At 70.9% G+C, this 20,890-nt stretch carries 21 protein-coding genes; 11 read left to right on the forward strand and 10 right to left on the reverse strand.

Annotated elements, in window-relative coordinates; translation table 11 throughout:
* Positions 1-149 precede the first annotated feature (149 nt).
* From leuA to JW592_RS02735, 8 genes are all read left to right on the forward strand, one after another.
* Positions 150-1,946 carry a 2-isopropylmalate synthase gene (gene leuA / locus JW592_RS02700; protein ID WP_209263215.1) on the forward strand — a complete coding sequence of 599 codons (1,797 nt, stop codon included), beginning with the start codon at positions 150-152 and terminating at the stop codon, positions 1,944-1,946.
* A gap of 273 nt (positions 1,947-2,219) precedes the next feature.
* Positions 2,220-2,888, forward strand: coding sequence for a TerB family tellurite resistance protein (locus tag JW592_RS02705; RefSeq protein ID WP_209263216.1), 669 nt, complete (start codon positions 2,220-2,222; stop codon positions 2,886-2,888).
* 7 nt (positions 2,889-2,895) lie between these two features.
* On the forward strand, positions 2,896-4,326 hold the full coding sequence (locus JW592_RS02710) for a glycoside hydrolase family 1 protein (protein ID WP_209263217.1): 1,431 nt from the start codon (positions 2,896-2,898) through the stop codon (positions 4,324-4,326).
* Between the two features lie 116 nt (positions 4,327-4,442).
* The gene (locus JW592_RS02715; RefSeq protein ID WP_209263218.1) at positions 4,443-6,599 is read left to right on the forward strand and encodes an MMPL family transporter; all 2,157 of its coding nucleotides are present in this window, start codon (positions 4,443-4,445) and stop codon (positions 6,597-6,599) included.
* Between the two features lie 75 nt (positions 6,600-6,674).
* Positions 6,675-7,958: a sensor histidine kinase gene (locus JW592_RS02720; RefSeq protein ID WP_372446440.1), complete on the forward strand. Its 1,284-nt coding sequence runs from the start codon at positions 6,675-6,677 to the stop codon at positions 7,956-7,958.
* Complete coding sequence (locus JW592_RS02725) at positions 7,955-8,677, forward strand: response regulator (RefSeq protein ID WP_209263219.1); 723 nt, start codon at positions 7,955-7,957, stop codon at positions 8,675-8,677. The genes JW592_RS02720 and JW592_RS02725 overlap by 4 nt, the downstream gene beginning before the upstream one ends.
* Positions 8,678-8,681: 4 nt before the next feature.
* Positions 8,682-9,443, forward strand: coding sequence for a DNA repair protein RecO (gene recO / locus JW592_RS02730; protein WP_209263220.1), 762 nt, complete (start codon positions 8,682-8,684; stop codon positions 9,441-9,443).
* A gap of 63 nt (positions 9,444-9,506) precedes the next feature.
* Positions 9,507-10,340 carry an isoprenyl transferase gene (locus JW592_RS02735; RefSeq protein ID WP_209263221.1) on the forward strand — a complete coding sequence of 278 codons (834 nt, stop codon included), beginning with the start codon at positions 9,507-9,509 and terminating at the stop codon, positions 10,338-10,340.
* Between the two features lie 43 nt (positions 10,341-10,383).
* Here JW592_RS02735 and JW592_RS02740 read toward each other — a convergent pair whose 3' ends face one another.
* Together JW592_RS02740 and JW592_RS02745 are read right to left on the reverse strand one after the other, a co-directional pair.
* Positions 10,384-10,656 (reverse strand): DUF4190 domain-containing protein, encoded by a 273-nt coding sequence (locus JW592_RS02740; RefSeq protein ID WP_209263222.1) that lies wholly within the window; start codon positions 10,654-10,656, stop codon positions 10,384-10,386.
* 2 nt (positions 10,657-10,658) lie between these two features.
* Positions 10,659-10,820 carry a hypothetical protein gene (locus JW592_RS02745; protein WP_209263223.1) on the reverse strand — a complete coding sequence of 54 codons (162 nt, stop codon included), beginning with the start codon at positions 10,818-10,820 and terminating at the stop codon, positions 10,659-10,661.
* 140 nt (positions 10,821-10,960) lie between these two features.
* On the opposite strand from JW592_RS02745, the gene JW592_RS02750 reads away from it, so the two are divergent.
* Complete coding sequence (locus tag JW592_RS02750; RefSeq protein ID WP_209263224.1) at positions 10,961-11,623, forward strand: TetR family transcriptional regulator; 663 nt, start codon at positions 10,961-10,963, stop codon at positions 11,621-11,623.
* A gap of 51 nt (positions 11,624-11,674) precedes the next feature.
* Here JW592_RS02750 and JW592_RS02755 read toward each other — a convergent pair whose 3' ends face one another.
* On the reverse strand, positions 11,675-12,430 hold the full coding sequence (locus JW592_RS02755) for an ABC transporter permease (RefSeq protein WP_209263225.1): 756 nt from the start codon (positions 12,428-12,430) through the stop codon (positions 11,675-11,677).
* The gene (locus tag JW592_RS02760) at positions 12,423-13,364 is read right to left on the reverse strand and encodes an ATP-binding cassette domain-containing protein (protein ID WP_209263226.1); all 942 of its coding nucleotides are present in this window, start codon (positions 13,362-13,364) and stop codon (positions 12,423-12,425) included. The genes JW592_RS02755 and JW592_RS02760 overlap by 8 nt, the downstream gene beginning before the upstream one ends.
* A 130-nt stretch (positions 13,365-13,494) precedes the next feature.
* Between JW592_RS02760 and JW592_RS02765 the strand changes: the two genes are divergently transcribed.
* Positions 13,495-14,268, forward strand: coding sequence for a TetR/AcrR family transcriptional regulator (locus JW592_RS02765; protein WP_209263227.1), 774 nt, complete (start codon positions 13,495-13,497; stop codon positions 14,266-14,268).
* 143 nt (positions 14,269-14,411) lie between these two features.
* Here the strand turns inward: JW592_RS02765 and JW592_RS02770 are convergent, their stop codons facing one another.
* The 4 genes from JW592_RS02770 to JW592_RS02785 form a co-directional block, all read right to left on the reverse strand.
* Complete coding sequence (locus tag JW592_RS02770; protein ID WP_209263228.1) at positions 14,412-14,825, reverse strand: Fur family transcriptional regulator; 414 nt, start codon at positions 14,823-14,825, stop codon at positions 14,412-14,414.
* Positions 14,826-14,932: 107 nt separating this feature from the next.
* Positions 14,933-15,865, reverse strand: a complete 933-nt coding sequence (locus JW592_RS02775; protein ID WP_209263229.1) for a metal ABC transporter permease — start codon at positions 15,863-15,865, stop codon at positions 14,933-14,935.
* Entirely contained in the window at positions 15,862-16,662 is an 801-nt protein-coding gene (locus tag JW592_RS02780; RefSeq protein WP_209263230.1) for a metal ABC transporter ATP-binding protein, read from the reverse strand. Before JW592_RS02780 ends, JW592_RS02775 begins: the two co-directional genes overlap by 4 nt.
* Before the next feature lie 53 nt (positions 16,663-16,715).
* Positions 16,716-17,699: a metal ABC transporter substrate-binding protein gene (locus tag JW592_RS02785; RefSeq protein ID WP_209263231.1), complete on the reverse strand. Its 984-nt coding sequence runs from the start codon at positions 17,697-17,699 to the stop codon at positions 16,716-16,718.
* Between the two features lie 231 nt (positions 17,700-17,930).
* Here JW592_RS02785 and JW592_RS02790 point away from each other — a divergent pair, with 231 nt between their 5' ends.
* Positions 17,931-19,313 carry a glycine--tRNA ligase gene (locus tag JW592_RS02790; RefSeq protein WP_209263232.1) on the forward strand — a complete coding sequence of 461 codons (1,383 nt, stop codon included), beginning with the start codon at positions 17,931-17,933 and terminating at the stop codon, positions 19,311-19,313.
* Positions 19,314-19,405: 92 nt separating this feature from the next.
* Here the strand turns inward: JW592_RS02790 and JW592_RS02795 are convergent, their stop codons facing one another.
* Positions 19,406-20,146, reverse strand: a complete 741-nt coding sequence (locus JW592_RS02795) for an SAM-dependent methyltransferase (protein ID WP_209263233.1) — start codon at positions 20,144-20,146, stop codon at positions 19,406-19,408.
* Positions 20,147-20,175: 29 nt separating this feature from the next.
* Positions 20,176-20,652 carry a Uma2 family endonuclease gene (locus JW592_RS02800; RefSeq protein ID WP_372446441.1) on the reverse strand — a complete coding sequence of 159 codons (477 nt, stop codon included), beginning with the start codon at positions 20,650-20,652 and terminating at the stop codon, positions 20,176-20,178.
* Positions 20,653-20,890: the final 238 nt, after the last annotated feature.

A 20,890-nucleotide genomic window follows, 5' to 3' on the forward strand; every position in this document is an offset into this window, starting at 1 on the left:
GTTATGATGCGAACATCATGCGTTTCGGGCTGCTTCTTCTTAGCTGCCGCGGCGAGGGTCTGTAGCCACCGCAAGGCCGACCCCCTCCCCGCGGAGTCGAGTGCTGTCGTCGGTCTTGGAACAGCTACCTCTTCAGGAGCCCGAACGCCATGACATCCCCGCAGCCCGCCCAGCCTGCACGGGCCACACAGGCCCCCATCGGCCGCGCCACCCCGCTGACCGCGGCTTCCGTACGCCAGCGCCCCTCCGGAATGCCGGTACACCGGTACGGCCGGTACGAGGCCGTCGACCTGCCCGACCGCACCTGGCCCGACAACCGGATCACCAAGGCCCCCCGTTGGCTGTCGACCGATCTGCGGGACGGCAACCAGGCGCTGATCGACCCGATGTCCCCGGCCCGCAAGCGGGAGATGTTCGACCTGCTGGTGAGGATGGGCTACAAGGAGATCGAGGTCGGCTTCCCCTCCTCGGGCCAGACCGACTTCGACTTCGTGCGCTCCATCATCGAGGAGGACGCGATCCCCGAGGACGTGACGATCTCCGTCCTCACCCAGGCCCGTGAAGAGCTGATCGAGCGGACCGTCGAGTCGCTGAAGGGCGCCCACCACGCCACGGTCCACCTGTACAACGCCACCGCGCCGGTCTTCCGCGAGGTCGTCTTCCGCGGCACCCGCGACCAGGTCAAGCAGATCGCCGTGGACGGCACCCGGCTGGTGATGGAGTACGCCGAGAAGCTGCTGGACGACCGGACCGCCTTCGGCTACCAGTACAGCCCGGAGATCTTCACCGACACCGAACTGGACTTCGCGCTGGAGGTCTGCGAGGGCGTCATGGACGTATGGCAGCCCGAGGACGGCCGCGAGATCATCCTCAACCTGCCGGCCACCGTCGAACGCTCCACGCCCAGCACGCACGCCGACCGGTTCGAGTGGATGGGCCGTCACCTGTCCCGCCGCGAGCACGTGTGCCTGTCCGTGCACCCGCACAACGACCGCGGCACCGCGGTGGCCGCTGCCGAGCTGGCCGTGATGGCGGGCGCCGACCGTGTCGAGGGCTGTCTGTTCGGACAGGGCGAGCGCACCGGCAACGTCGACCTGGTGACGCTGGGGATGAACCTGTTCAGCCAGGGTGTCGACCCGATGATCGACTTCTCGCAGATCGACGAGATCCGCCGCACCTACGAGTACTGCAACCAGATGGAGGTCCACCCGCGCCACCCGTACGTGGGCGACCTGGTCTACACCGCCTTCTCCGGCTCCCACCAGGACGCCATCAAGAAGGGCTTCGACGCCATGGAGGCCCGCGCGGCGAAGGCGGGCACGAGCGTGGACGACATCGAGTGGGCCGTCCCCTACCTGCCCATCGACCCCAAGGACGTCGGCCGCTCCTACGAGGCCGTCATCCGCGTCAACTCGCAGTCCGGCAAGGGCGGCATCGCCTACGTCCTCAAGGGCGAGCACCACCTGGACCTGCCGCGCCGCATGCAGGTGGAGTTCTCCAAGATCATCCAGGAGAAGACCGACACCGAGGGCGGCGAGGTCACACCCGCCGACATCTGGGCGGCCTTCCAGGACGAGTACCTGCCGACCCCTCAGAAGAGCTGGGGCCGTATCGCGCTGCGCGGCGCGCAGACCTCCACCACCAGCGAGGGCGCCGACGCGCTGACCGTCGAGGCCGTGGTCGACGGCGAGCCCGTGGTACTCAGCGGCACCGGCAACGGCCCGCTGGCCGCCTTCTTCGACGCGCTGCACGCCATCGACGTGGACGTGCGGCTGCTGGACTACGTGGAGCACACCATGAGCGAGGGCGTCGGAGCGCAGGCCGCCGCCTACATCGAGTGCGCCATCGGCGGCCAGGTGCTGTGGGGTGTGGGCATCGACGCCAACATCGTGCGGGCCTCCATCAAGGCCGCTGTGTCGGCGGTCAACCGCGCGTACCGGGGCTGAGCCGCACGCCCCCCCGGGCGGGCCGGCCGGCATTCCGGTGGCGGCCCGCCCGGGGGCTTGTTCCGGTGAGGGGGTGCCTCTTGCCGGCGTCTGCGGACTGCGGGTGCGTTGTGGTCGCTCGCGCAGTTCCCCGCGCCTCTGTTGGGGCGGCGGGGGTCGGGGTATGTGACGTGCGGGGCTGAAAAACTCTCCAAGGGCTGTCTCCGGCGCCCGGCTGTGGTTAATATCACGTCACCCGGCGACGTTGCCGAATCGTGATGGAGGTGCGAGGCCATGCGCCAACGACCCTTCCGTGTACGTCTCGTAGGGGTCCGCACGAGCTGGCGCACCCTCGACGACGGCGACTTCTTCTGCCCCGGCTGCGGCGGCGACCGCCGCTACCGTCGGCGTACGGGACGGCGCCGGTTCGTCGTCCTCGGCCTTCCCCTCATCCCGCGCGGCCCGGCCGGGCCCGTGGTCGAATGCGTGGCCTGCCGGGGCCACTTCGGCGCCGAGGCCCTGGACCGGCCCACCACCTCGCGGCTGGCCGGCATGCTGCGCGAGGCGGTGCACAGCGTGGCGCTCGCCGTGCTGGCGGCCGGCGGTCCGGACGCGCGGGCAGCCCGCGAGACGGCCGCCGAGACGGTGCGGGCCGCCGGTTTCCCCGGCTGCACCGAGGAGGAGCTGACCGCGCTGCTCGCCGCGCTCACCGCGGAGGCCAGACAGCAGGGCCACGGCAGGATCTCCCTGGAGATCGAGCTGCACGAGGTGCTCGCCCCGCTCACCCCGCATCTGGCCGTGCCCGGCCGGGAGAGCCTGCTGCTGCAAGGGGCGCGGATCGCGCTCGCCGACGGGGTGTACTGCGCGGCCGAGCGCGAGGTGCTGGCCACCATCGGACGGGCGCTGGAGATCGGAGCCGAGGACGTGGACCGGCTGCTGGCCCAGGCCCGCACCCCGTCCTGAAGCGCCGATGACGACCCCTCAGCCGCTGCCCGTCTTCCCCGACGGCTTCCTGTGGGGTGTGGCCACCTCCGCCTTCCAGATCGAGGGTGCCGTGGCCCAGGACGGGCGCGGGCCGTCGTCCTGGGACGCCTTCACCCGGGAGCCCGGCCGGATCAAGGACGGCAGCGACGCGACCGTCGCCACCGATCATTACCACCGCTGGCCCGAGGACGTGGCACTGCTGCGGGAACTGGGCGTCGGCGCCTACCGGTTCTCCCTCTCCTGGCCCCGCCTGCTGCCCACCGGCGCGGGGCCGCTGAACGTGCCGGGGCTGGACTTCTACGACCGGCTCGTGGACGCCCTGTGCGAGGCCGGCATCCAGCCGGTTCCCACCCTCTTCCACTGGGACACCCCGCTCGCGCTGGAGGAGCGCGGTGGCTGGCTGCTGCGGGACACCGCGCGGCGATTCGCGGACTACGCGGCCGAGGTCGCCGCCCGCCTCGGGGACCGCGTCGCGCACTGGATCACGCTCAACGAGCCCGCCGAGGTGACCCTGCTCGGCTACGGCCTCGGGGTGCACGCACCCGGCAAGCGGCTGCTGTTCGAGGCGCTGCCCGCCGCGCACCACCAACTGCTCGGCCACGGCTTGGCCGTGCGCGCCCTGCGGGACCAGGGAGCCCGCTCCATCGGTATCGCCAACTCGCACGGTCCCGTACACGCGTGCTCAGGCAGCGAGGCCGACACCGGTGCGGCCGACTTCTACGACACCCTCACCAACCGGCTCTTCGCCGACCCGCTGCTGCTGGGGCGCTATCCCGAGGGGCTGGCCGAGCTGCTGCCCGGGCCGGTCGACGAGGATCTGCGGGTGATCGCGGAACCGCTCGACTGGTACGGCGTCAACTACTATCAGCCAACCCTGGTCGGCGCCGCGGAGTCCACCGGCGGGCCGGCGGACGGCCCGGGCGACGGGATCGCGGACGGTCCCGGCGCCGGGTTCGCGGGCGTCGACATCCCCGCCGAACTCCCCTTCGCCCTCCACGAGATGCCCGGCAGGGAACGCACCGGGTTCGGCTGGGCCGTCGTACCCGAAGGGCTCTCCGAGACGCTGCGGATTCTCCGCGTGCGGTACGGCGACCGGCTGCCGCCCGTCATGGTCACGGAGAACGGCTGCGCATATCCGGACCGTACCGAGGACAGCGCCCGTATCGCCTTCCTGGACGCCCATCTGCGCGAGCTGCACACCGCGCTGGCCGAAGGCATCGAGGTACGCGGCTACTTCATCTGGTCGCTGCTGGACAACTTCGAATGGGCCGAGGGCCGCAGTCAGCGGTTCGGCCTGGTCCATGTGGACTACACGACTCTCGAGCGCACCCCGAGAGCCTCGTTCCACTGGTTCCGCCGCGCACTGAGCGCCCAGCGCGCCGCCGGTGCGTCGGCGGGAGTACGACCGCGGGAGTAGCCGGGGCCCCGGGCCTTCCGGGGCGGTAGCGCCGGGTTCGGCCGCACGGGCGACGAAGGGGAGGCGAGCGGCGGAGAGCCTGGTCGGGACGAGCATCCCGACCGAAAAGGGGCCCCATGCCACCCGCGACCGAAGTGACCGAGCGGGCGCCGAAGCCCACCCCGCGATCCGGCGGCCGAGCGCCCGGAGGCAGCCGGTCCCGCACCGTCCCCTGGGCCGTCGTCGCGCTGTGGGTGGTCGCCCTCGCGCTGGCCGCGCCGTTCGCGGGGAAGCTGATGGACGTCACCCGTGACAAGCCCACCGACTACCTGCCCGGCGGCGCCGACTCCACCCGGGTGCAGCACCTGGTGGAGAAGCTGCCCGGCGGCAACACCAGCGCGCTGCTGCTCGTGCACCACCGCGACGGCGGGCTGACGGCAGCCGACCGCGAACTGGCCCGCGGCCAGGTGCGGCAGATCGCCGGCACCTACTCCCTCGCGGGCGAGAAGGACGGCGCCCTCCCGCGCACCGTCCCGGCGAAGGACGGCGAGACCCTGCTGACCGCGTTCTCCCTCACGGGGATGGGCGACGAGGACGTACGGGACGAGGCGGTGCACCGTATCCGGGACGAGATCGCAGGTCAGCCTCGCGGGTTGACGGTCGAGTTGGGCGGCCCGGGAGCGATGGCGGCGGACAGCAGCGAGATCTTCGAGTCCGTCGACGGGACGCTGATGCTGGGCACGGCTGTGGTGGTCGCGCTGCTGCTGATCCTCACCTACCGCAGCCCGGTGCTGTGGCTGGTCCCGCTGCTGGTGGTCGGGGTCGCGGCGCTGGCGGCTCGGGCGCTGGTCTACGGGCTCGTGCAGGCGTTCGATCTGACGGCCACCACGATGAACACCTCGGTGATGACGGTCCTCATCTTCGGCGCCGGCACGGACTACGCGCTGCTGCTGGTGTCGCGCTACCGCGAGGAACTGCGCGCCCATCAGCGCCCGTTCGACGCCATGACAGCCGCGCTGCGCGGCTGCGGACCCGCCGTTCTCGCCTCCTCCGGCACGGTGGCAGCGGGGCTGCTGTGCCTGCTGGCGGCGGACCTGAACAGCGTGAACGCACTGGGCCCTGTCGGCGCCGTCGGTGTGGTGTGCGCGCTCGTCGCCATGACGACGCTGCTGCCCGCACTGCTCGTGCTGCTGGGGCGGCGGCTGTTCTGGCCGCTGATCCCCGCCTACGGCAGCGCGGCGCCGGCCCGCCGCACCCTGTTCACCGCCATGGGTGGCTCGGCCGGGCGCCGTCCGGTCACCGTCCTGGTGGGCGGCGCGCTGCTGCTGGGCGCGCTCTGCCTGGGCACGCTCGCGCTGCCGGGCGATCTGCGCGAGCAGGACACCTTCACCGAGAAGCCCGAGTCGGTCTCCGCACAGGAGACGGTGCAAAAGGCGTTCCCCGACAGCAGCAGTCGGCCCGTGACGGTGCTCGCCCGCGCCACCGCGGCCCCCGACGTCGAGCGGGCCGTGCGCGGTACCGACGGCGTCGTACGGGTGGAGAAGGGCCGCAGCGGCGGCGGCTGGACGGAGTTCTCCGCGTTCGCGAAGGACAGGCCCGAGTCGGAGGGCGAGTTGGACACCATCCGCCGGCTGCGTGGCGAGCTGACCGGGCTGGACGGTGCCGAAGCGCTCGTCGGCGGGCCCAGCGCCCAGCAGTTGGACCTGCGCGAGACCAACGCCGACGACCGGAAGGTGGTGATCCCGCTGGTGCTGGCCGCGGTGCTGGTCATTCTGATCGCACTCCTGCGCAGCCTGGTGGCGCCGCTCATCCTGACGGCCGCCGTCGTCGCCACCTGGGGTGCGGCACTGGGCCTGGGCGGACTGGCCTTCGAACCGGTGCTGGGCTTCGAGGGGCTCGACGCGGGCATACCGCTGATGACGTTCGTCTTCCTCGTCGCGCTCGGTGTCGACTACGGCATCTTCCTGATGCACCGCACCCGCGAGGAGTCGCTGCGCGGCGTGCCCGTCGCCGCGGCGTCGCTCATCGCGCTGCGCACCACAGGAGGGGTGATCGCCTCGGCGGGCATCGTGCTGGCCGCCACCTTCTGTGTGCTGGCGACGCTGCCGATGGTGCTGATGGCCGAGCTGGGCCTGGTGATCGCGGTGGGCGTACTGCTGGACACCTTCTTGGTGCGGACGTATCTGGTCACCTCGGCCGCGCAGTTGCTGAAGCGGTGGATGTGGTGGCCGGGCCGGCTCTTCCGCGCGGAGGGGGAGGCCGGGAGCGCGGCCGGGAGCGCACGCGGTGAGTGAGGGCCGCGCCCCGGGCTGCAGCCCGGACCGCACCCCGGTACCGCGACCGGTGGCCCGTACCGCAGGATTGGGCCTGTGCAACTGCCCCGGAATCCGGTGAAGGCCCTCGTGCTGCGCTCCCTGCGGCCCCAGCGGCGGGGAGCGCCCGTCGGTCGGCGCGACGTGCTCCTGGCGGTGGCCGTCTGCGCCCTGCAGACGGTCATGGTGCTGAGCGCCTCACCGGGCAACGGGCGCTTCCCCACGCTGTTCGGCTGGACGCTGCTGACCTGCTCCGGTGCGCTGCTGGTCCTCCGCCGCAGGGCGCCGTGGCTGACGGTGCTCGGGATCGTGGTGTGCGTGGGCCCTTACCACGCGCAGGACTTCTCGCACCTGGCTGCCGTGCCCGGGGCGCTGGTCGCCCTCTACTCGATGGCGGTCGCCGGTCCGCCGCTGCGCTCGCTGGCCACCCTCTGCGGGATCGTCGGCATCATGGTGACGGTGATGAGCAGCGCCGGCAAAACCCACGAGCTGAGCGACATGCTGCGCTCGTCCGGATGGATCGTGGTGTGTGTGCTGTTCGGCGAGACGGTACGGCTGCACCGCAACTATCTCGCCGCCGTCGTCGAACGCGCCGAACGGGCCGAACGCACCCGTGAGGAGGAAGCCGCCCGCCGTGTCGCCCAGGAACGGCTGCGCATCGCCCGCGATCTCCACGATCTGCTCGCACACAGCATCACCCTGATCGGCGTGCAGACCTCTGTCGCAGCCCATGTCCTGGTCGCCGACCCCGAGCGGCTGGACCGGGAGGCGGTCGCCAAGGCGCTGGAGAGCATCTCCGAGACCTGCCGGGGCGCGCGGGCCGAACTGCGTACGACCCTGGAGGTGCTGCGTGCCGGGGACGCCGAGGGCATGGAGCCGCTGCCGGGCCTCTCCGGGCTGCCGGATCTGGCCCGGTCGGCGTGCGACGCGGGCGCGCATGTCGAGCTGTCCGTGGGTGAGAGCGCGCACGCCCTGGAGCCCGCGCCGGCGGTGGGCGCCGCCGCCTACCGCATCGTCCAGGAGGCGCTGACCAACGCCGTACGGCACGCCGGGCCGGCCGTCCGGGTACGGGCCGTGGTGGAGGCCGTGGGAGAGGCGCTGCGGGTCTCCGTCGTCGACGACGGCCCGGACGGTGCGGCTCCCGCTCCGGGAGAGGGCGCCGGCGGTCCCGGCGGGTTCGGCATCGCCGGGATGCGGGAGCGGGCCCGCAGCGTCGGCGGCACCGTGGAGGCCGGGCCTCGCGCTCCAGGGCCCGGGTTCGCCGTCACCGCCCTGCTGCCCGCCCGGCCGTCCACCTCCGCACTCGCGTCTTCCGCCGCACCGAGGGGAGCCCTGTCATGACGGAAACCGCTTCGACGAGCAATCTCCGCGAGGGCGCGGGCCCCATCCGGATCGTCCTGGCGGACGATCAGACGCTGGTGCGCGCCGCGTTCGCCATGCTCATCGCCTCCGCCGAGGACATGACGGTGGTAGGGGAGGCGGCCACCGGCCGGGAGGCCGTGGCGCTCACTCGGTCGGCGCGCGCCGATCTGGTCGTCATGGACATCCGGATGCCCGACCTGGACGGCATCGAAGCCACCCGGCAGATCGCGGCCGAGGAGGACCTCGCCGGGGTGAAGGTCCTCGTCCTGACCACCTACGACACCGACGAGCACGTGGTCGACGCGCTGCGTGCCGGGGCCTCCGGGTTCCTGGTCAAGGACACCCGGCCCGCCGAACTGCTGGAGGCGATCCGTACCGTCGCGGCGGGGGAGGCGCTGCTCTCGCCCGGGCCGACGGCCCGGTTGATCGCCCGCGTGCTGCGCGCCCCCGCGGATGGTGCCGTGACGGCGCCGTGTCCCGAGGCCCTGGGCGCGCTCTCGGCCCGTGAGCGGCAGGTGCTCGCCCTGGTCGGGCGGGGCCTCAACAACACGGAGATCGCCGAGACCCTCTCGCTGTCGCCGCTCACGGCGAAGACCCACGTGAGCCGGATCATGGGCAAGCTCTCCGTGCGGGACCGCGCACAGCTGGTGATCGCCGCCTATGAGTCGGGGCTCATCACACCGGGTACGCGACAATGAGGCCATGAGCCTGTTCCGCGACGACGGCATCGTCCTGCGCACGCAGAAGCTCGGCGAAGCCGACCGCATCATCACGCTGCTCACCCGCGGGCACGGGCGGGTGCGTGCCGTGGCGCGGGGCGTCCGGCGGACGAAGTCGAAGTTCGGCGCGCGGCTGGAGCCCTTCAGCCACGTCGACGTGCAGTTCTTCGCGCGGGGCAGCGAACTGGTGGGCCGCGGTCTCCCCCTCTGTACGCAGACGGAGACGATCGCCGCGTACGGCCAGGGCATCGTGGCCGACTACGACCGCTACACCGCGGGGACGGCGATGCTGGAGACGGCCGAGCGGTTCACCGACCACGAGGGTGAGCCGAATGTGCAGCAGTATCTGCTGCTGGTCGGCGGCCTGCGCACCCTCGCCTCGGGGGCGCACGGCGCGGGTCTGGTGCTGGACGCCTTTCTGCTGCGGTCCCTGGCGATGGGCGGCTACGCGCCCAGCTTCGCGGACTGTGCCAAGTGCGGGCTGCCGGGGCCGAACCGGTTCTTCTCCGTGGCCTCGGGTGGCGTGGTGTGCGTCGACTGCCGGGTGCCGGGCAGTGTGGTGCCGTCCCCGGAGGCGCTGCGGCTGCTGGGCGCACTGCTGACCGGCGACTGGGAGACCGCGGACGCCGCCGAGGCCCGGCACTGCCGGGAGGGCTCGGGGCTGGTCTCGGCGTATCTGCACTGGCATCTGGAGCGCGGGCTGCGCTCGCTGCGCTACGTCCGGCAGGCGGCGGGCGGCCAGTAGCGGTTAGGCTCGGGCGGGTCAGCACTGTCCCTGCGAGTCCCGCCCGCTGGAGTTGAGTACCGAATGGCACGCCGCGGAATGCTGTCCTGGTCGCAGCAGCGCGAGTACGCGACGCCCGAGCCGCACCCGTCGGGTGCCCGGCCGCCCAAGATCCCGGGCGAGCTGGTCCCGAGCCATGTGGCGGTCGTCATGGACGGCAACGGCCGGTGGGCCAAGCAGCGGGGGCTGCCGCGCACGGAGGGCCACAAGGTCGGTGAGGGCGTCGTCATGGACGTGCTCAAGGGCTGCATCGAGATGGGTGTGAAGAACCTGTCGCTGTACGCCTTCTCGACCGAGAACTGGAAGCGTTCCCCGGAAGAGGTGCGCTTCTTGATGAACTTCAACCGCGACGTGATCCGCCGCCGGCGGGACGAGATGGACGCGCTGGGTATCCGCATCCGCTGGGTGGGGCGGATGCCCAAGCTGTGGAAGTCCGTCGTCCAGGAGCTCCAGGTCGCCCAGGAGCAGACGAAGGACAACGACGCGATGACGCTGTACTTCTGCGTCAACTACGGCGGCCGTGCCGAGATCGCGGACGCGGCGCGCGCTGTCGCCGAGGACGTGGCGGCGGGCCGGCTGGATCCGGCCAAGGTCAGCGAGAAGACGTTCGCGAAGTACCTGTACTACCCCGACATGCCGGATGTGGATCTCTTCCTGCGGCCGTCGGGCGAGCAGCGTACGTCCAACTATCTGATCTGGCAGAGCGCCTACGCGGAGATGGTCTACCAGGACACGCTGTGGCCGGACTTCGACCGGCGCGACCTGTGGGCGGCCTGCCTGGAGTACGCCCAGCGCGACCGCCGCTTCGGCGGTGCCCGCAACGACGAGGGCCAGCAGGGCGCCGCCAAGGGGGCGTGAGGGGCTGCCCCTGCCCGACGTGTCTGCGGGCCCCTTGGGGGCGTCAGCCCGTGAAGCTCCATGAGACGGTGCCGTTCGCCGTCATCAGTACGGCGAGCACGATCAAGTCGGCGGCGCCCAGCGCGGTGCCCAGCATGGCGCGGCCGCGCCGGTTCGTGCCGCGGGCGAGCGCCAGCCCGCCCAGCACCAGCGCGCAGGGGCCGAGGACGACGTTGAAGACCAGCAGTCCGACCAGGCCCATGACGAACGAGGCCACGGCCATGTCGTCGGCGTCCCCCGTCCGGGTACGGCCCTTGCGGAGCAGGACAGTGCTCATGGTCAGCTCCTCTTCCGGTTGCGGCGGGTGCGCTCGCGGACGGTGAAGACCAGCAGCCAGGCGGCGATGACCGCGGCTGCCGAGATGGTCACCTCGGGCGGCAGCTGGGCCGGCGGCCCCACCAGCACACCCAGCAGGAGGAACGCTGCGACGAGGAAGATCATCTGTTCCTCTCTCCCAACTCGTCTCGTATCTGCGGTCGTCGTGCGTGTGCGTCGTTCAGTGAACAAGTGTGGTGACAACTGTTCACTGAGTTCGACACTACAGCATTGCGGCGCTCGGCGCACAACTGTTTACTGAGGCCATGAGCAGCAGTACCCCCCACTCGCCCCACACGCAGCGGGATCTGAAGAAGGCCCGGACACGCCGTGCGCTCCTGGACGCCGGCCTGGAGCTGCTGGAGGAGCAGAGCCTCAGCAGCATCGGCCTGCGCGAGATCACCCGCGCCGTGGGCATCTCACCCGCGGCCTTCTACCGGCACTTCCGGGACGTGGCCGACCTGGGCGTCGCCCTGGTGGAGGAGTCGCTGGGCACCCTGCACGCGGTGATACAGGCTGGACTGACCGAGCGCAGCGAGGACGGTGAGCGCATCGACCACCTCGTGGACGCCATCGCCCGCTTCGTCCGCGAACACCCCGAGCACATCCGCTTCGTGGTGCGCGAGCGGCACGGCGGGGTGGCCGCCGTGCGCACCGCCATCGGTACCCAACTCGACCGGTTCGCCGAGGAGGTGGCCGGGGCGCTGGCCCGCGACGAGGTCTCGCGGGGGTGGAGCGCCGAGGATCTGCGGATGCTGGGTGAAACCTACGTCGACCACATGGTGATGACCGCCTCCGCGTTTCTGGAGGCGGCCCAGGGGGAGGGGCCGCCGGAGGACGTCGTCGCGTACACGGCCCGCCGTCAGCTCCGCCTCATCAGCCTCGGCCGCCGCCACTGGATCTCCGACCCGGCGAGCCCCGCACCCTGATGCCCCCCAGCACTTTCAGCCGGTACGCCCGTCAGCCGGCCGGTACGCCCGTCAGCCCGTACGCCGCCGGAAGAGCGCCGCGCACACCGGCAGTGCCACCGCCAGCAGTCCCAGGCACCAGGCGAGCGCCAGCCAGGGGCTGTCACCGGTCGGCTGGTCCAGGAGCAGGCCCCGCAGGGACTCGATGACAGGGGTCACCGGCTGGTTCTCGGCGAAGCCGTGCAGCCAGTCCGGCATGGTGTCGATCGGCACGAAGGCGCTGCTGGGGTAGGGCAGGAAGAGCATCCCGAAGGTGAATCCGCCCGCCGCCTCCGGGGACTTGGCCAGCAGCCCCGCTGCGGCGCCCAGCCAGGAGAGCGTGGTGATGTAGAGCAGCAGGATGCCGCACGCGGCCAGCCAGTCCACCACGCCCGCGTGCGGCCGGAAGCCGATCGCGAAGGCGACCCCCAGTACGGCGCTGGTGGCCGCGGCGTTCCGTGCCACGCTCGCCGCGACATGTCCGGTCAGCACGGCGGTGGGGCTGGTGTCCATCGAGCGGAAGCGGTCGATGATGCCGTTGGTCATGTCGTCGGAGACGGTGGTCGCCGTCATCGACGCGCCGTATCCGGCGCACAGGATCAGCACGCCGGGCGCAACATAGGTCACGTACGTCCCGGTGCTCGTCTCGATGGCCCCGCCGAAGAAGTAGACGAACACCAGCATCAGCATCACCGGCAGCACCAGCGCCGTGATCACGGCGTCCGGGTTGCGCCGGGTCAGCCGCACGGACCGGCCCGCCAGTACCGCGTAAGCCGTGTAATCACTCATGGGTCAGCTCCAGGAAGACGTCGTCGAGGGTGGCGCTGTGCAGCGCGAAGCGGGCGACCTGTTCGCGGGTGGGGTCCAACTCGTCCAGCAGCGCCCGCACATGGGCCGCGCTGCCGTCGGTGGCCACGCCCAGCACCAGCTCCTCCGGTGCCCGGTGCAGGGCCCGTCCGCCCAGTCGGCCGACCAGCGCCTGGTAGGCGGCGCTTCCCGCCATCGTCAGGTCCAGGCGCTGGGCCGTGACCGTCTTCTTCAGCTCCTCGGGTGTGCCCTCGGCGCGTATCCGGCCCCTGTCCAGCACGGCCACCCGGTCGGCCAGCTGGTCGGCCTCCTCCAGATACTGCGTGGTGAGGAAGACGGTCACACCCGCCCCGGCCAGCGAGCCGACCGTCGCCCACATCGTGCGGCGGCTGCGCGGGTCGAGCCCCGTTGTCGGCTCGTCCAGGAAGACCACCTCGGGGTCGCCGACCAGCCCGGCTGCGATGTCCAGCCTGCGCCGCATTCCGCCCGAGTAGGTGGACACCCGGCGGTCCCCTGCCCCGGTGAGTGCGAACCGCTCCAGCAGCTCCGCCGCGCGGCGGCGTGCCGCCGCGGGTGAGCGGCCGCGCAGCCGGGCCATCATCCGCAGGTTCTCCAGCCCCGTCTGCTCCTCGTCGAGCGCCGCGTACTGCCCCGTGAGGCTGATGGCGCGGCGCACCCGGGAGCGGGCGGCGACCACGTCGTGCCCGGCCACGGTGGCCTGCCCGGTGTCGGCCCGGGCGAGCGTCGCCAGGATGCGCACGGTTGTGGTCTTGCCGGCCCCGTTCGGCCCCAGTAGTGCGAAGACGCTGCCGCGCCGCACCTGCAGGTCGAGCCCCTTGAGCACGGGCACGGAGCCGTACGCCTTGCTCAGTCCGCGCGTCTCGATCGCCCAACTCGGCCTTGGTTCCCGGTGCATGGCACATCCCCCCTCTTCCGTTGTCTTCTGTGTAGTCCGTACGCGCTACTGCGTATGCCGTAAACGCTACTGCGTATGCTATACACGAGTCCGGTGGTCACCGGCAACCCGAAAGGCGGAACGGCACACGATGGCGAAGCGGGAGCAGCAGTCCCCCAGCGGCCTCCCGGCAGGCGTGGCCGCCGCTTGGGGCCTCAAGGAGCGGCCCGGCAAGGGGCCGGCGCGCGCGCTCGACGTGCGGCGGATCGTCACCGCCGCGATCGGTGTCGCCGACGCCGAAGGGCTGGCCGCGGTGTCCATGAGCCGCGTCGCCACCGAGGTCGGCGTCTCGACCATGGCGCTCTACCGCTATGTCGCGGGCAAGGACGATCTGCTGATCCTCATGGAGGACGCGGCCATCGGCTCCCCGTCTCCTGGCCCCCCGGCGGGGGAGGGCCTGCGCGCGGGCCTGGCGCACTGGGCCGGTGCCTACCGCGACGTCCTACGGGACCACCTGTGGATCGTCCGCATCCCCATCGGCACCCCGCCGCTCTCCCCGCACAATGTGGAGTGGATGGAGCAGGCGCTGGCGTATCTGCGGGGCACGGGGCTGAACGCCGAGGAAAAGCTGGGCGTGCTGATCACCGTGAGCGGCTATGTCCGCAGCAACGTCTCGTTGCTGGCGGACATCGATGAGGCGACCCGTGCGGCGGCCACTACGTGGGAGGGCGTCGAGCGCAGCTACTGGGGGTTGCTGACCGAGCTCACCTCGGCCGGGGACTTTCCGGCCATCCGCGAGCTGCTGGCCTCCGGCGAGCTGTCCGACAGCGCGGAGTCCGCCGACTCGGAGGGTACGGCCGACTTCGAGTTCGGGCTCGGCTTGATCCTGGACGGCGTGGAGGCGCTTACCGCTTCACGGCGCTGAGGCGTTCTGGGGAGGGGCTGCCCTTGCTGCCCGTCGCAGACTGCGGGTGCGCTGTCGGCTGCGCGCGCAGTTCGAGTCCGGGGGAGCAGGGCGGGCAAGCGCAGCCCCCCCATGCCGGGCACCCGGAAATCGCGGGGCAAGTATCAGTCCGCGGCGGCACACTCGCCGCACGTGCCGAAGATCTCGACCGTGTGGCCCACATTGACGAAGCCGTGTTCGGCCGCGACCGAGGCGGCCCACTTCTCCACCACGGGGCCCTCGACCTCCACGGCCTTCCCGCAGGCGCGGCAGACCAGATGGTGGTGGTGGTCGTCACTGTGGCACCGCCGGTAGACGGCCTCGCCGTCGTCGGTGCGCAGTACGTCGACCTCGCCCGCGTCGGCGAGGGACTGGAGGGTGCGGTAGACCGTGGTGAGCCCCACCGAGTCACCCCGGTGTTTGAGCATGTCGTGCAGTTCCTGCGCGCTGCGGAACTCCTCGACCTCGGCGAGTGCCGCGGAGACGGCGGCGCGTTGCCGGGTCGACCGGCCGCGTACAGGGGGACCTGCGGTGGTCACGCTCTGGCTCCTTACGTTCGTCGGCTCCGGGGAGGCGCCGAGGCGGCTGAGGCCCGGTGCGGCGTTCGCGGCCACCCATTGTGCCAGGCGCCCCCCACGAGCGGGTATTACACCCTGCTCGGGCGGTCCACCGACCCCGTGCCGTCGCCGGCGCTCTCGTTCCCGTCCGCTACCAGGGTGCCCCCTCCCGGCCCTGTGGGGACAGTCCTGTCCGCGTCACGTGCTGCCCTGCGCCGGGCCAGCGGCGCGGCGAGCACCGTGACGAGAGCGAAGAGGGCGATGGCGATGACGACGATGCTGGCGCCGGGCGGTACGTCGGCGTAGTAGGAGGTCACCGTGCCGGAGAGGGTGACGGCGACCCCGAAACCCATCGCCGTGCCCAGCGTGACGGCGAAGCCGCGGGTGGCCTGCTGGGCGGCGGCCACCGGGATCACCATCAGCGCGCTGACCAGCAGCAGCCCGACCACCCGCATCGCCACCGTGACGGTGACCGCGGCCGTCACGGCCAGCAGCAGGTTGAGCAGCCGCACCGGCAGCCCCGTCACCCGCGCGAACTCCTCGTCCTGGCAGACGGCGAACAGCTGGCGCCGCAGGCCGAGCGAGACGAGCAGCACGAAAGCGGACAGGCCGACGATGGCGGCGATGTCCTGTGGCGAGACGGTGGTGATGGAGCCGAAGAGATAGGTGGTGAGGTTGGCGTTCGAGCCGTTCGGCGACAGGTTGATGATCAGTACGCCGCCCGCCATGCCGCCGTAGAACAGCATCGCCAGGGCCACATCGCCCCGCGCCTTGCCGTACCAGCGGATGAGCTCCATCGAGATGGCTCCCAGCGAGGCGACGAGCACGGCCATCCACACCGGGTTGGTTTGCAGCAGGAAGCCCAGCGCCACACCGCTCAGCGCCACATGGCCGATTCCGTCGCCCATGATCGCCTGGCGGCGCTGGACGAGGTAGATGCCCACGGCGGGTGCGGCGATGCCGACCAGCAGCGCGGCGAGCAGCGCGCGCTGCATGAAGCCGTAATTCAGCATCTCGATCATGAGAACAACCCCGTCTCGATCTTCGGCGCCGCCTCGGCGGCGGGTACGGAGCCGTGCGGGTGGCAGGCCAGGTCGTGCAGCCGGTCGGGGTTGTCCACCCACTCGACCTGGCCCTCCCGCAGCACCACGGCGTGGTCGATCAACGGTGCGAGCGGGCCGAGTTCGTGCAGTACCAGCAGCACCGAGGTGCCCCGCTCCACCTGTTGGCGCAGGGTGTCGGCCAGCACCTCCTGGTTGGCGACGTCCACACCCGCCAGCGGCTCGTCCATGATCAGCAGCTCGGGCTCGGCGACGAGGGCGCGGGCGATCAGCACCCGCTGGTGCTGGCCGCCGGAGAGCGCCTCGACCGGGTCCCGCATCCGCTCCGCCATGCCGACCAGCTCCAGCGCGTGCCGCACCGCGGCCTTGTCCTCGCGGCCCAGCGGCCGGAAACGGCGCCGGGCCAGCCGGCCGGCCGAGACGACCTCCCGCACCGTCGCCGGGACCCCGGCAGCGGCGGTGGAGCGCTGCGGAACGTAACCGAGCCGGTGCCAGTCCCGGAACCGCGCGAACGGGGTGCCGAAGAGCTCCAGTTCACCGCCGGTCAGCGGCACCTGACCCAGCACGGCACGGATGGTGGTGGACTTGCCCGAGCCGTTGGCGCCCAGCAGTGCGACCGTCTCGCCGCGCCCCACCGTCAGATCCACTCCGCGCAGCACCGGCCGCCCGCCCAGCGCGGCCGTGGCACCGCGCAGGGCGACGGCAGGCGGTGCCTCGGCTATGCCGGCGCCGTCCTGGGCGGCTGTCGTCCTCGTCATGCCTCACGTCCTCACTACGCGGCGGGCCACTACGTGGCGGGCTCCGTCCCGGCTCACTTCGCGCCGAGAGCCGTCTCGAGCGCGGTCAGGTTCTGGTGCATCACCGAGAAGTAGTCGTCCTTCTTCGGGTCCTTGATGGTCTCCAGGGGGCTGAGCACCGCGGTCTTGAGCCGGAGGTCGCCCGCAAGAGTCTTGGCGGTCTTGTCGCTGGCGTCGTTCTCGAAGAAGACGGTGTCGACGTGGTCCTTCTTGGCGACCTCGTGCAGCTCCTTGAGCCGGGAGGCGCTGGGCTCCGACTCCGGGTCGATGCCGGCGACGGCCTCCTGGTGCAGACCGTACCGCTCGGCGAGGTAGCCGAAGGCGGCGTGCGTGGTGATGAAGGTGTCGGTCTTCTTGTTCTTCAGACCGGCCTTGAAGTCCTTGTCGAGGGTCTTGAGCCGGGAGACGAGTTCCGCTGTGTTCTTCTTGTACTCGCCCTTGTGGTCGGGGTCCGCCTTCTGGAGCTGCTTGCCGACCCCCTTGGCGACCTCGGCGTAGCGCACCGGATCGAGCCAGATGTGCGGGTCGCCCGCCGCGTCCTCGCCGTGGTCGTGGCCCTCGTGCTCGCCGTGGTCCTTCTCGTGCCCGTCGTGGCCCTCCTCGCCGTGCACATCGGTTCCGTGGTCCTCCAAGTCGGTGTAGGAGGAGGCTTCCGCGATGTTCTTGACGCCCGACTGCTCGACCGCCTCGTCCACGGCGGGCTGCAGCCCCTTGAGGTAGACGACCATGTCCATCTCGCTGAGCTCCCCGGTCTGCTTGGGGCTCAGCTCCAGGTCGTGGGGCTCGGTGCCGGGCTTGGTGAGGTTCTGGACGTCGACGTGGTCCCCGCCGATCTGCTGGGCGAGGTAGGCCATGGGGTAGAAGGACGCGGCCACCCGCACCTTCCCGTTGCTCCCGCTGTCGCTGCCGCAGGCGGCGAGGGGGAGGGAGGCGAGAGTGAGCGCGCCGACTGCGGCGCCGGTGCGTATGAGCCGACGGGGGCGGGGACCGATGTTCATGACACTCATTTTCACCGAAATTGGAAACGATTGTCAACTAGAGCTTTGCGCTCCGTGATCACGACACGGATCACGACACGGATCACGGCACGTGCGCGGAAGGGATGATCCGGGACGGTCCCGATGACACCGGGCGGACGGCTCCGGCCGAATCCGGAACCGATTTGCCGCGCCCCCTACGGCCCCCAGTAATCTGAGGTATTCCGTCTCGTCGTCAATGAAGAGAGCACCGTGGCCGCCGACAAGATCGACACAATTGTCAGCCTCAGCAAGCGCCGTGGCTTCGTCTACCCGTGCAGTGAGATCTACGGCGGTCAGCGTGCCGCCTGGGACTACGGGCCGCTGGGCGTGGAGCTGAAGGAGAACATCAAGCGCCAGTGGTGGCGCTCCATGGTCACCTCCCGCGACGACGTGGTGGGCATCGACTCGTCGGTGATTCTGGCCCCCGAGGTCTGGGAGGCATCGGGCCATGTCTCCACCTTCACCGATCCGCTCACCGAGTGCACCTCGTGCCACAAGCGGTTCCGCGCCGACCACCTGACCGAGGCGTACGAGGCCAAGCACGGCCGCGAGCCGGAGAACGGCCTGGCCGACATCAACTGCCCGCACTGCGGCAACAAGGGCGGCTTCACCGAGCCCAAGCAGTTCTCCGGGCTGCTGTCCACCCACCTCGGCCCCACCCAGGACTCGGGCTCGGTCACCTATCTGCGCCCCGAGACCGCGCAGGGCATCTTCACCAACTTCGCCGCCGTCCAGCAGACCTCGCGCAAGAAGCCGCCGTTCGGCATCGCGCAGATGGGCAAGTCGTTCCGGAACGAGATCACGCCGGGCAACTTCATCTTCCGTACCCGTGAGTTCGAGCAGATGGAGATGGAGTTCTTCGTCAAGCCGGGCGAGGACGAGGAATGGCACCAGTACTGGATGGACCAGCGCTGGGCCTGGTACCGGGACCTGGGTATCCGCGAGGAGAACATCCGCTGGTACGAGCACCCGAAGGAGAAGCTCTCCCACTACTCGAAGCGCACTGCCGACATCGAGTACCGCTTCAACTTCGGCGGCAGCGAGTTCTCCGAGCTGGAGGGCGTCGCCAACCGCACGGACTTCGACCTCACCGCGCACTCCAAGGCGTCCGGCCACGACCTGTCGTACTTCGACCAGGAGGCGGGCGAGCGCTGGACGCCCTACGTCATCGAGCCGGCGGCCGGTGTCAACCGCGCGATGCTCGCCTTCATGCTGGACGCCTACATCGAGGACGAGGCGCCCAACGCCAAGGGCAAGATGGAGAAGCGCACCGTGATGCGCCTCGACCCGCGGCTCGCCCCGGTCAAGGTCGCCGTGCTGCCGCTGTCCCGCAACGAGCAGCTCTCGCCCAAGGCCCGCGGCCTGTCGGAGACGCTGCGCAAGCACTGGAACATCGACTTCGACGACGCGGGCGCCATCGGCCGCCGCTACCGCCGGCAGGACGAGATCGGCACCCCGTTCTGCGTCACCGTCGACTTCGACACCCTCGACGACAACGCGGTCACGGTGCGTGAGCGCGACACCATGAAGCAGGACCGCGTCTCCCTCGACCAGATCGAGGGCTACCTGGCCGGCCGCCTCATCGGCTGCTGAGCCGCTGCCCTCATGGCGACGAGGCCGAGGCCCGGCACCCCGCACGGGGTGCCGGGCCTTCGCGCTTCACCTGTCCGTTCACCTGTCCGCCTTCACGTATCCGTGGTGCGGCGCAGCGCCATGCACACGAAGCCGAAGCTCTCCCGGTAGCCGTGCAGCCACTCGTCCCGGTGCCGGGCCGCGGCCCGCAGCGCCTCGGCGCTGTCCGGGTGTTCGGGGTGGTCCAGCGCCCAGCGGGAGAGGGAGCCGGTCCAGTTCCACTCGTAGTCGTCCAGCTCGTGCCGTGTGGAGAGATGGGCGTACACCGGCGTCCAGCCCTCAGCGGTGACCTTCTCGACCGTCCCCGCCAGATCCTCGTACTCGCCCAGCGTCTCCCGCGCCCACCGGCTCGGCTCCCGCTCCCAGTACGCGTCCCCGACCAGCACGGTGCCGCCGGGCGCCAGGTGCCGGAGCGCGGCGTCCAGGGTGGGCAGCAGTCCGCCGAACGCGTGCGTCGCGCCCACGCTGAGCACCGCCTCGAACGGGTGCGGCGCCTCGAACGCCGCGGCTTCGCCACGGTGCAGGGTCAGCCGCCCGTCGACCCCCGCCTCCTCGGCCGCACGCCGGGCGCGCTCCAGCGCCTCTGCGGAGACGTCCACCCCCGCCGCCGTCACGCCGGGCCGCTGTCCGAGTGCGCGGATGAGCCACGCCGCCGACCCGCACCCCAGATCGAGCACGCGCGCGTCGTCCCGTACGACCGCACGGGTGAGCAACCGCCCCACGGAGTCGTCATCGAGCGGGGCCGCGATGGGGTGGTCGGCGTGTGCGAGGAGGGATCGCGTCTGTCTGTCCATCCGGGCACTGTGACAGAGGGGCGCTCCGGTCACCCCTCGTTTTTCGAAGGCTTGTCGAAGGCGGTCGTGCCCAACTCGAAGTCGAACGGCGGAGGGAGATGCAAAGTCTTGCCGAATTGGCACGTCTTGCGTGTCCTGTACCCCTCGGGCGCTGGGTCTGAAAAGACAGAGACGGCCTGCGCTTGCATGTCGAGCAGCAAATAGACGGCTACGCCTGCCTTCGCGTAGACCAACAACTTGTCGCTCCAGTCCACGTTGCGTGTTGTCGCCGAGCTCAACTCGGCGACGAGTACGAGGGCTTCACCATCGGTGTAGCGTGCCTCGGTGTCGAATGCCTTCTCGGAGGCGACGAAGACGTCAGGCCCGAAGGCGCGTTCCTGGTCCGGGAAGGTGAAGAGGTAGGGGGAGCTGTCCACGATCGTCCCCGTGGGGACATGCGGTTCCAACTGGGCACGCAGGGAGCGCATCGCCCGCAGGTAGTACCCCTTCGACCACGGTTCGACCACGGCGACATGACGATGCTTCCCCCGATGATCTCCGCCCGGTATCCCTCGGGCACTTCCATGGTCAGGAGTGTCCGGAACAGCGCGTCGAAACTGCCGTCCGGTTCCTCGGGGGTCTCTGTGGCCGTCGGTCGTTCAAGCAACACTGTCATGATGCGCCTTCCAGGTGCGGTAAGCCGCTAGCAACTCACCGTAGCCAGGCGTACCGACAATGTGAGCGGATCACCCGGTGGGGTCCCTC

It is taken from the genome of Streptomyces spirodelae, from assembly GCF_017676385.1.
Lineage (GTDB): Bacteria > Actinomycetota > Actinomycetes > Streptomycetales > Streptomycetaceae > Streptomyces > Streptomyces spirodelae.

Bases quoted from the DNA above. Each gene is read 5' to 3' on its own strand.
- JW592_RS02715 (WP_209263218.1), top strand. From the start codon at position 4,443: ATGCCACCCGCGACCGAAGTGACCGAGCGGGCGCCGAAGCCCACCCCG.
- leuA (WP_209263215.1), top strand. From the start codon at position 150: ATGACATCCCCGCAGCCCGCCCAGCCTGCACGGGCCACACAGGCCCCC.
- JW592_RS02795 (WP_209263233.1), bottom strand. From the start codon at position 20,146: ATGGACAGACAGACGCGATCCCTCCTCGCACACGCCGACCACCCCATC.
- JW592_RS02785 (WP_209263231.1), bottom strand. From the start codon at position 17,699: ATGAACATCGGTCCCCGCCCCCGTCGGCTCATACGCACCGGCGCCGCA.
- JW592_RS02760 (WP_209263226.1), bottom strand. From the start codon at position 13,364: ATGCACCGGGAACCAAGGCCGAGTTGGGCGATCGAGACGCGCGGACTG.
- JW592_RS02735 (WP_209263221.1), top strand. From the start codon at position 9,507: ATGGCACGCCGCGGAATGCTGTCCTGGTCGCAGCAGCGCGAGTACGCG.
- recO (WP_209263220.1), top strand. From the start codon at position 8,682: ATGAGCCTGTTCCGCGACGACGGCATCGTCCTGCGCACGCAGAAGCTC.
- JW592_RS02755 (WP_209263225.1), bottom strand. From the start codon at position 12,430: ATGAGTGATTACACGGCTTACGCGGTACTGGCGGGCCGGTCCGTGCGG.
- JW592_RS02705 (WP_209263216.1), top strand. From the start codon at position 2,220: ATGCGCCAACGACCCTTCCGTGTACGTCTCGTAGGGGTCCGCACGAGC.
- JW592_RS02725 (WP_209263219.1), top strand. From the start codon at position 7,955: ATGACGGAAACCGCTTCGACGAGCAATCTCCGCGAGGGCGCGGGCCCC.
- JW592_RS02710 (WP_209263217.1), top strand. From the start codon at position 2,896: ATGACGACCCCTCAGCCGCTGCCCGTCTTCCCCGACGGCTTCCTGTGG.
- JW592_RS02765 (WP_209263227.1), top strand. From the start codon at position 13,495: ATGGCGAAGCGGGAGCAGCAGTCCCCCAGCGGCCTCCCGGCAGGCGTG.
- JW592_RS02740 (WP_209263222.1), bottom strand. From the start codon at position 10,656: ATGAGCACTGTCCTGCTCCGCAAGGGCCGTACCCGGACGGGGGACGCC.
- JW592_RS02775 (WP_209263229.1), bottom strand. From the start codon at position 15,865: ATGATCGAGATGCTGAATTACGGCTTCATGCAGCGCGCGCTGCTCGCC.
- JW592_RS02780 (WP_209263230.1), bottom strand. From the start codon at position 16,662: ATGACGAGGACGACAGCCGCCCAGGACGGCGCCGGCATAGCCGAGGCA.
- JW592_RS02745 (WP_209263223.1), bottom strand. From the start codon at position 10,820: ATGATCTTCCTCGTCGCAGCGTTCCTCCTGCTGGGTGTGCTGGTGGGG.
- JW592_RS02750 (WP_209263224.1), top strand. From the start codon at position 10,961: ATGAGCAGCAGTACCCCCCACTCGCCCCACACGCAGCGGGATCTGAAG.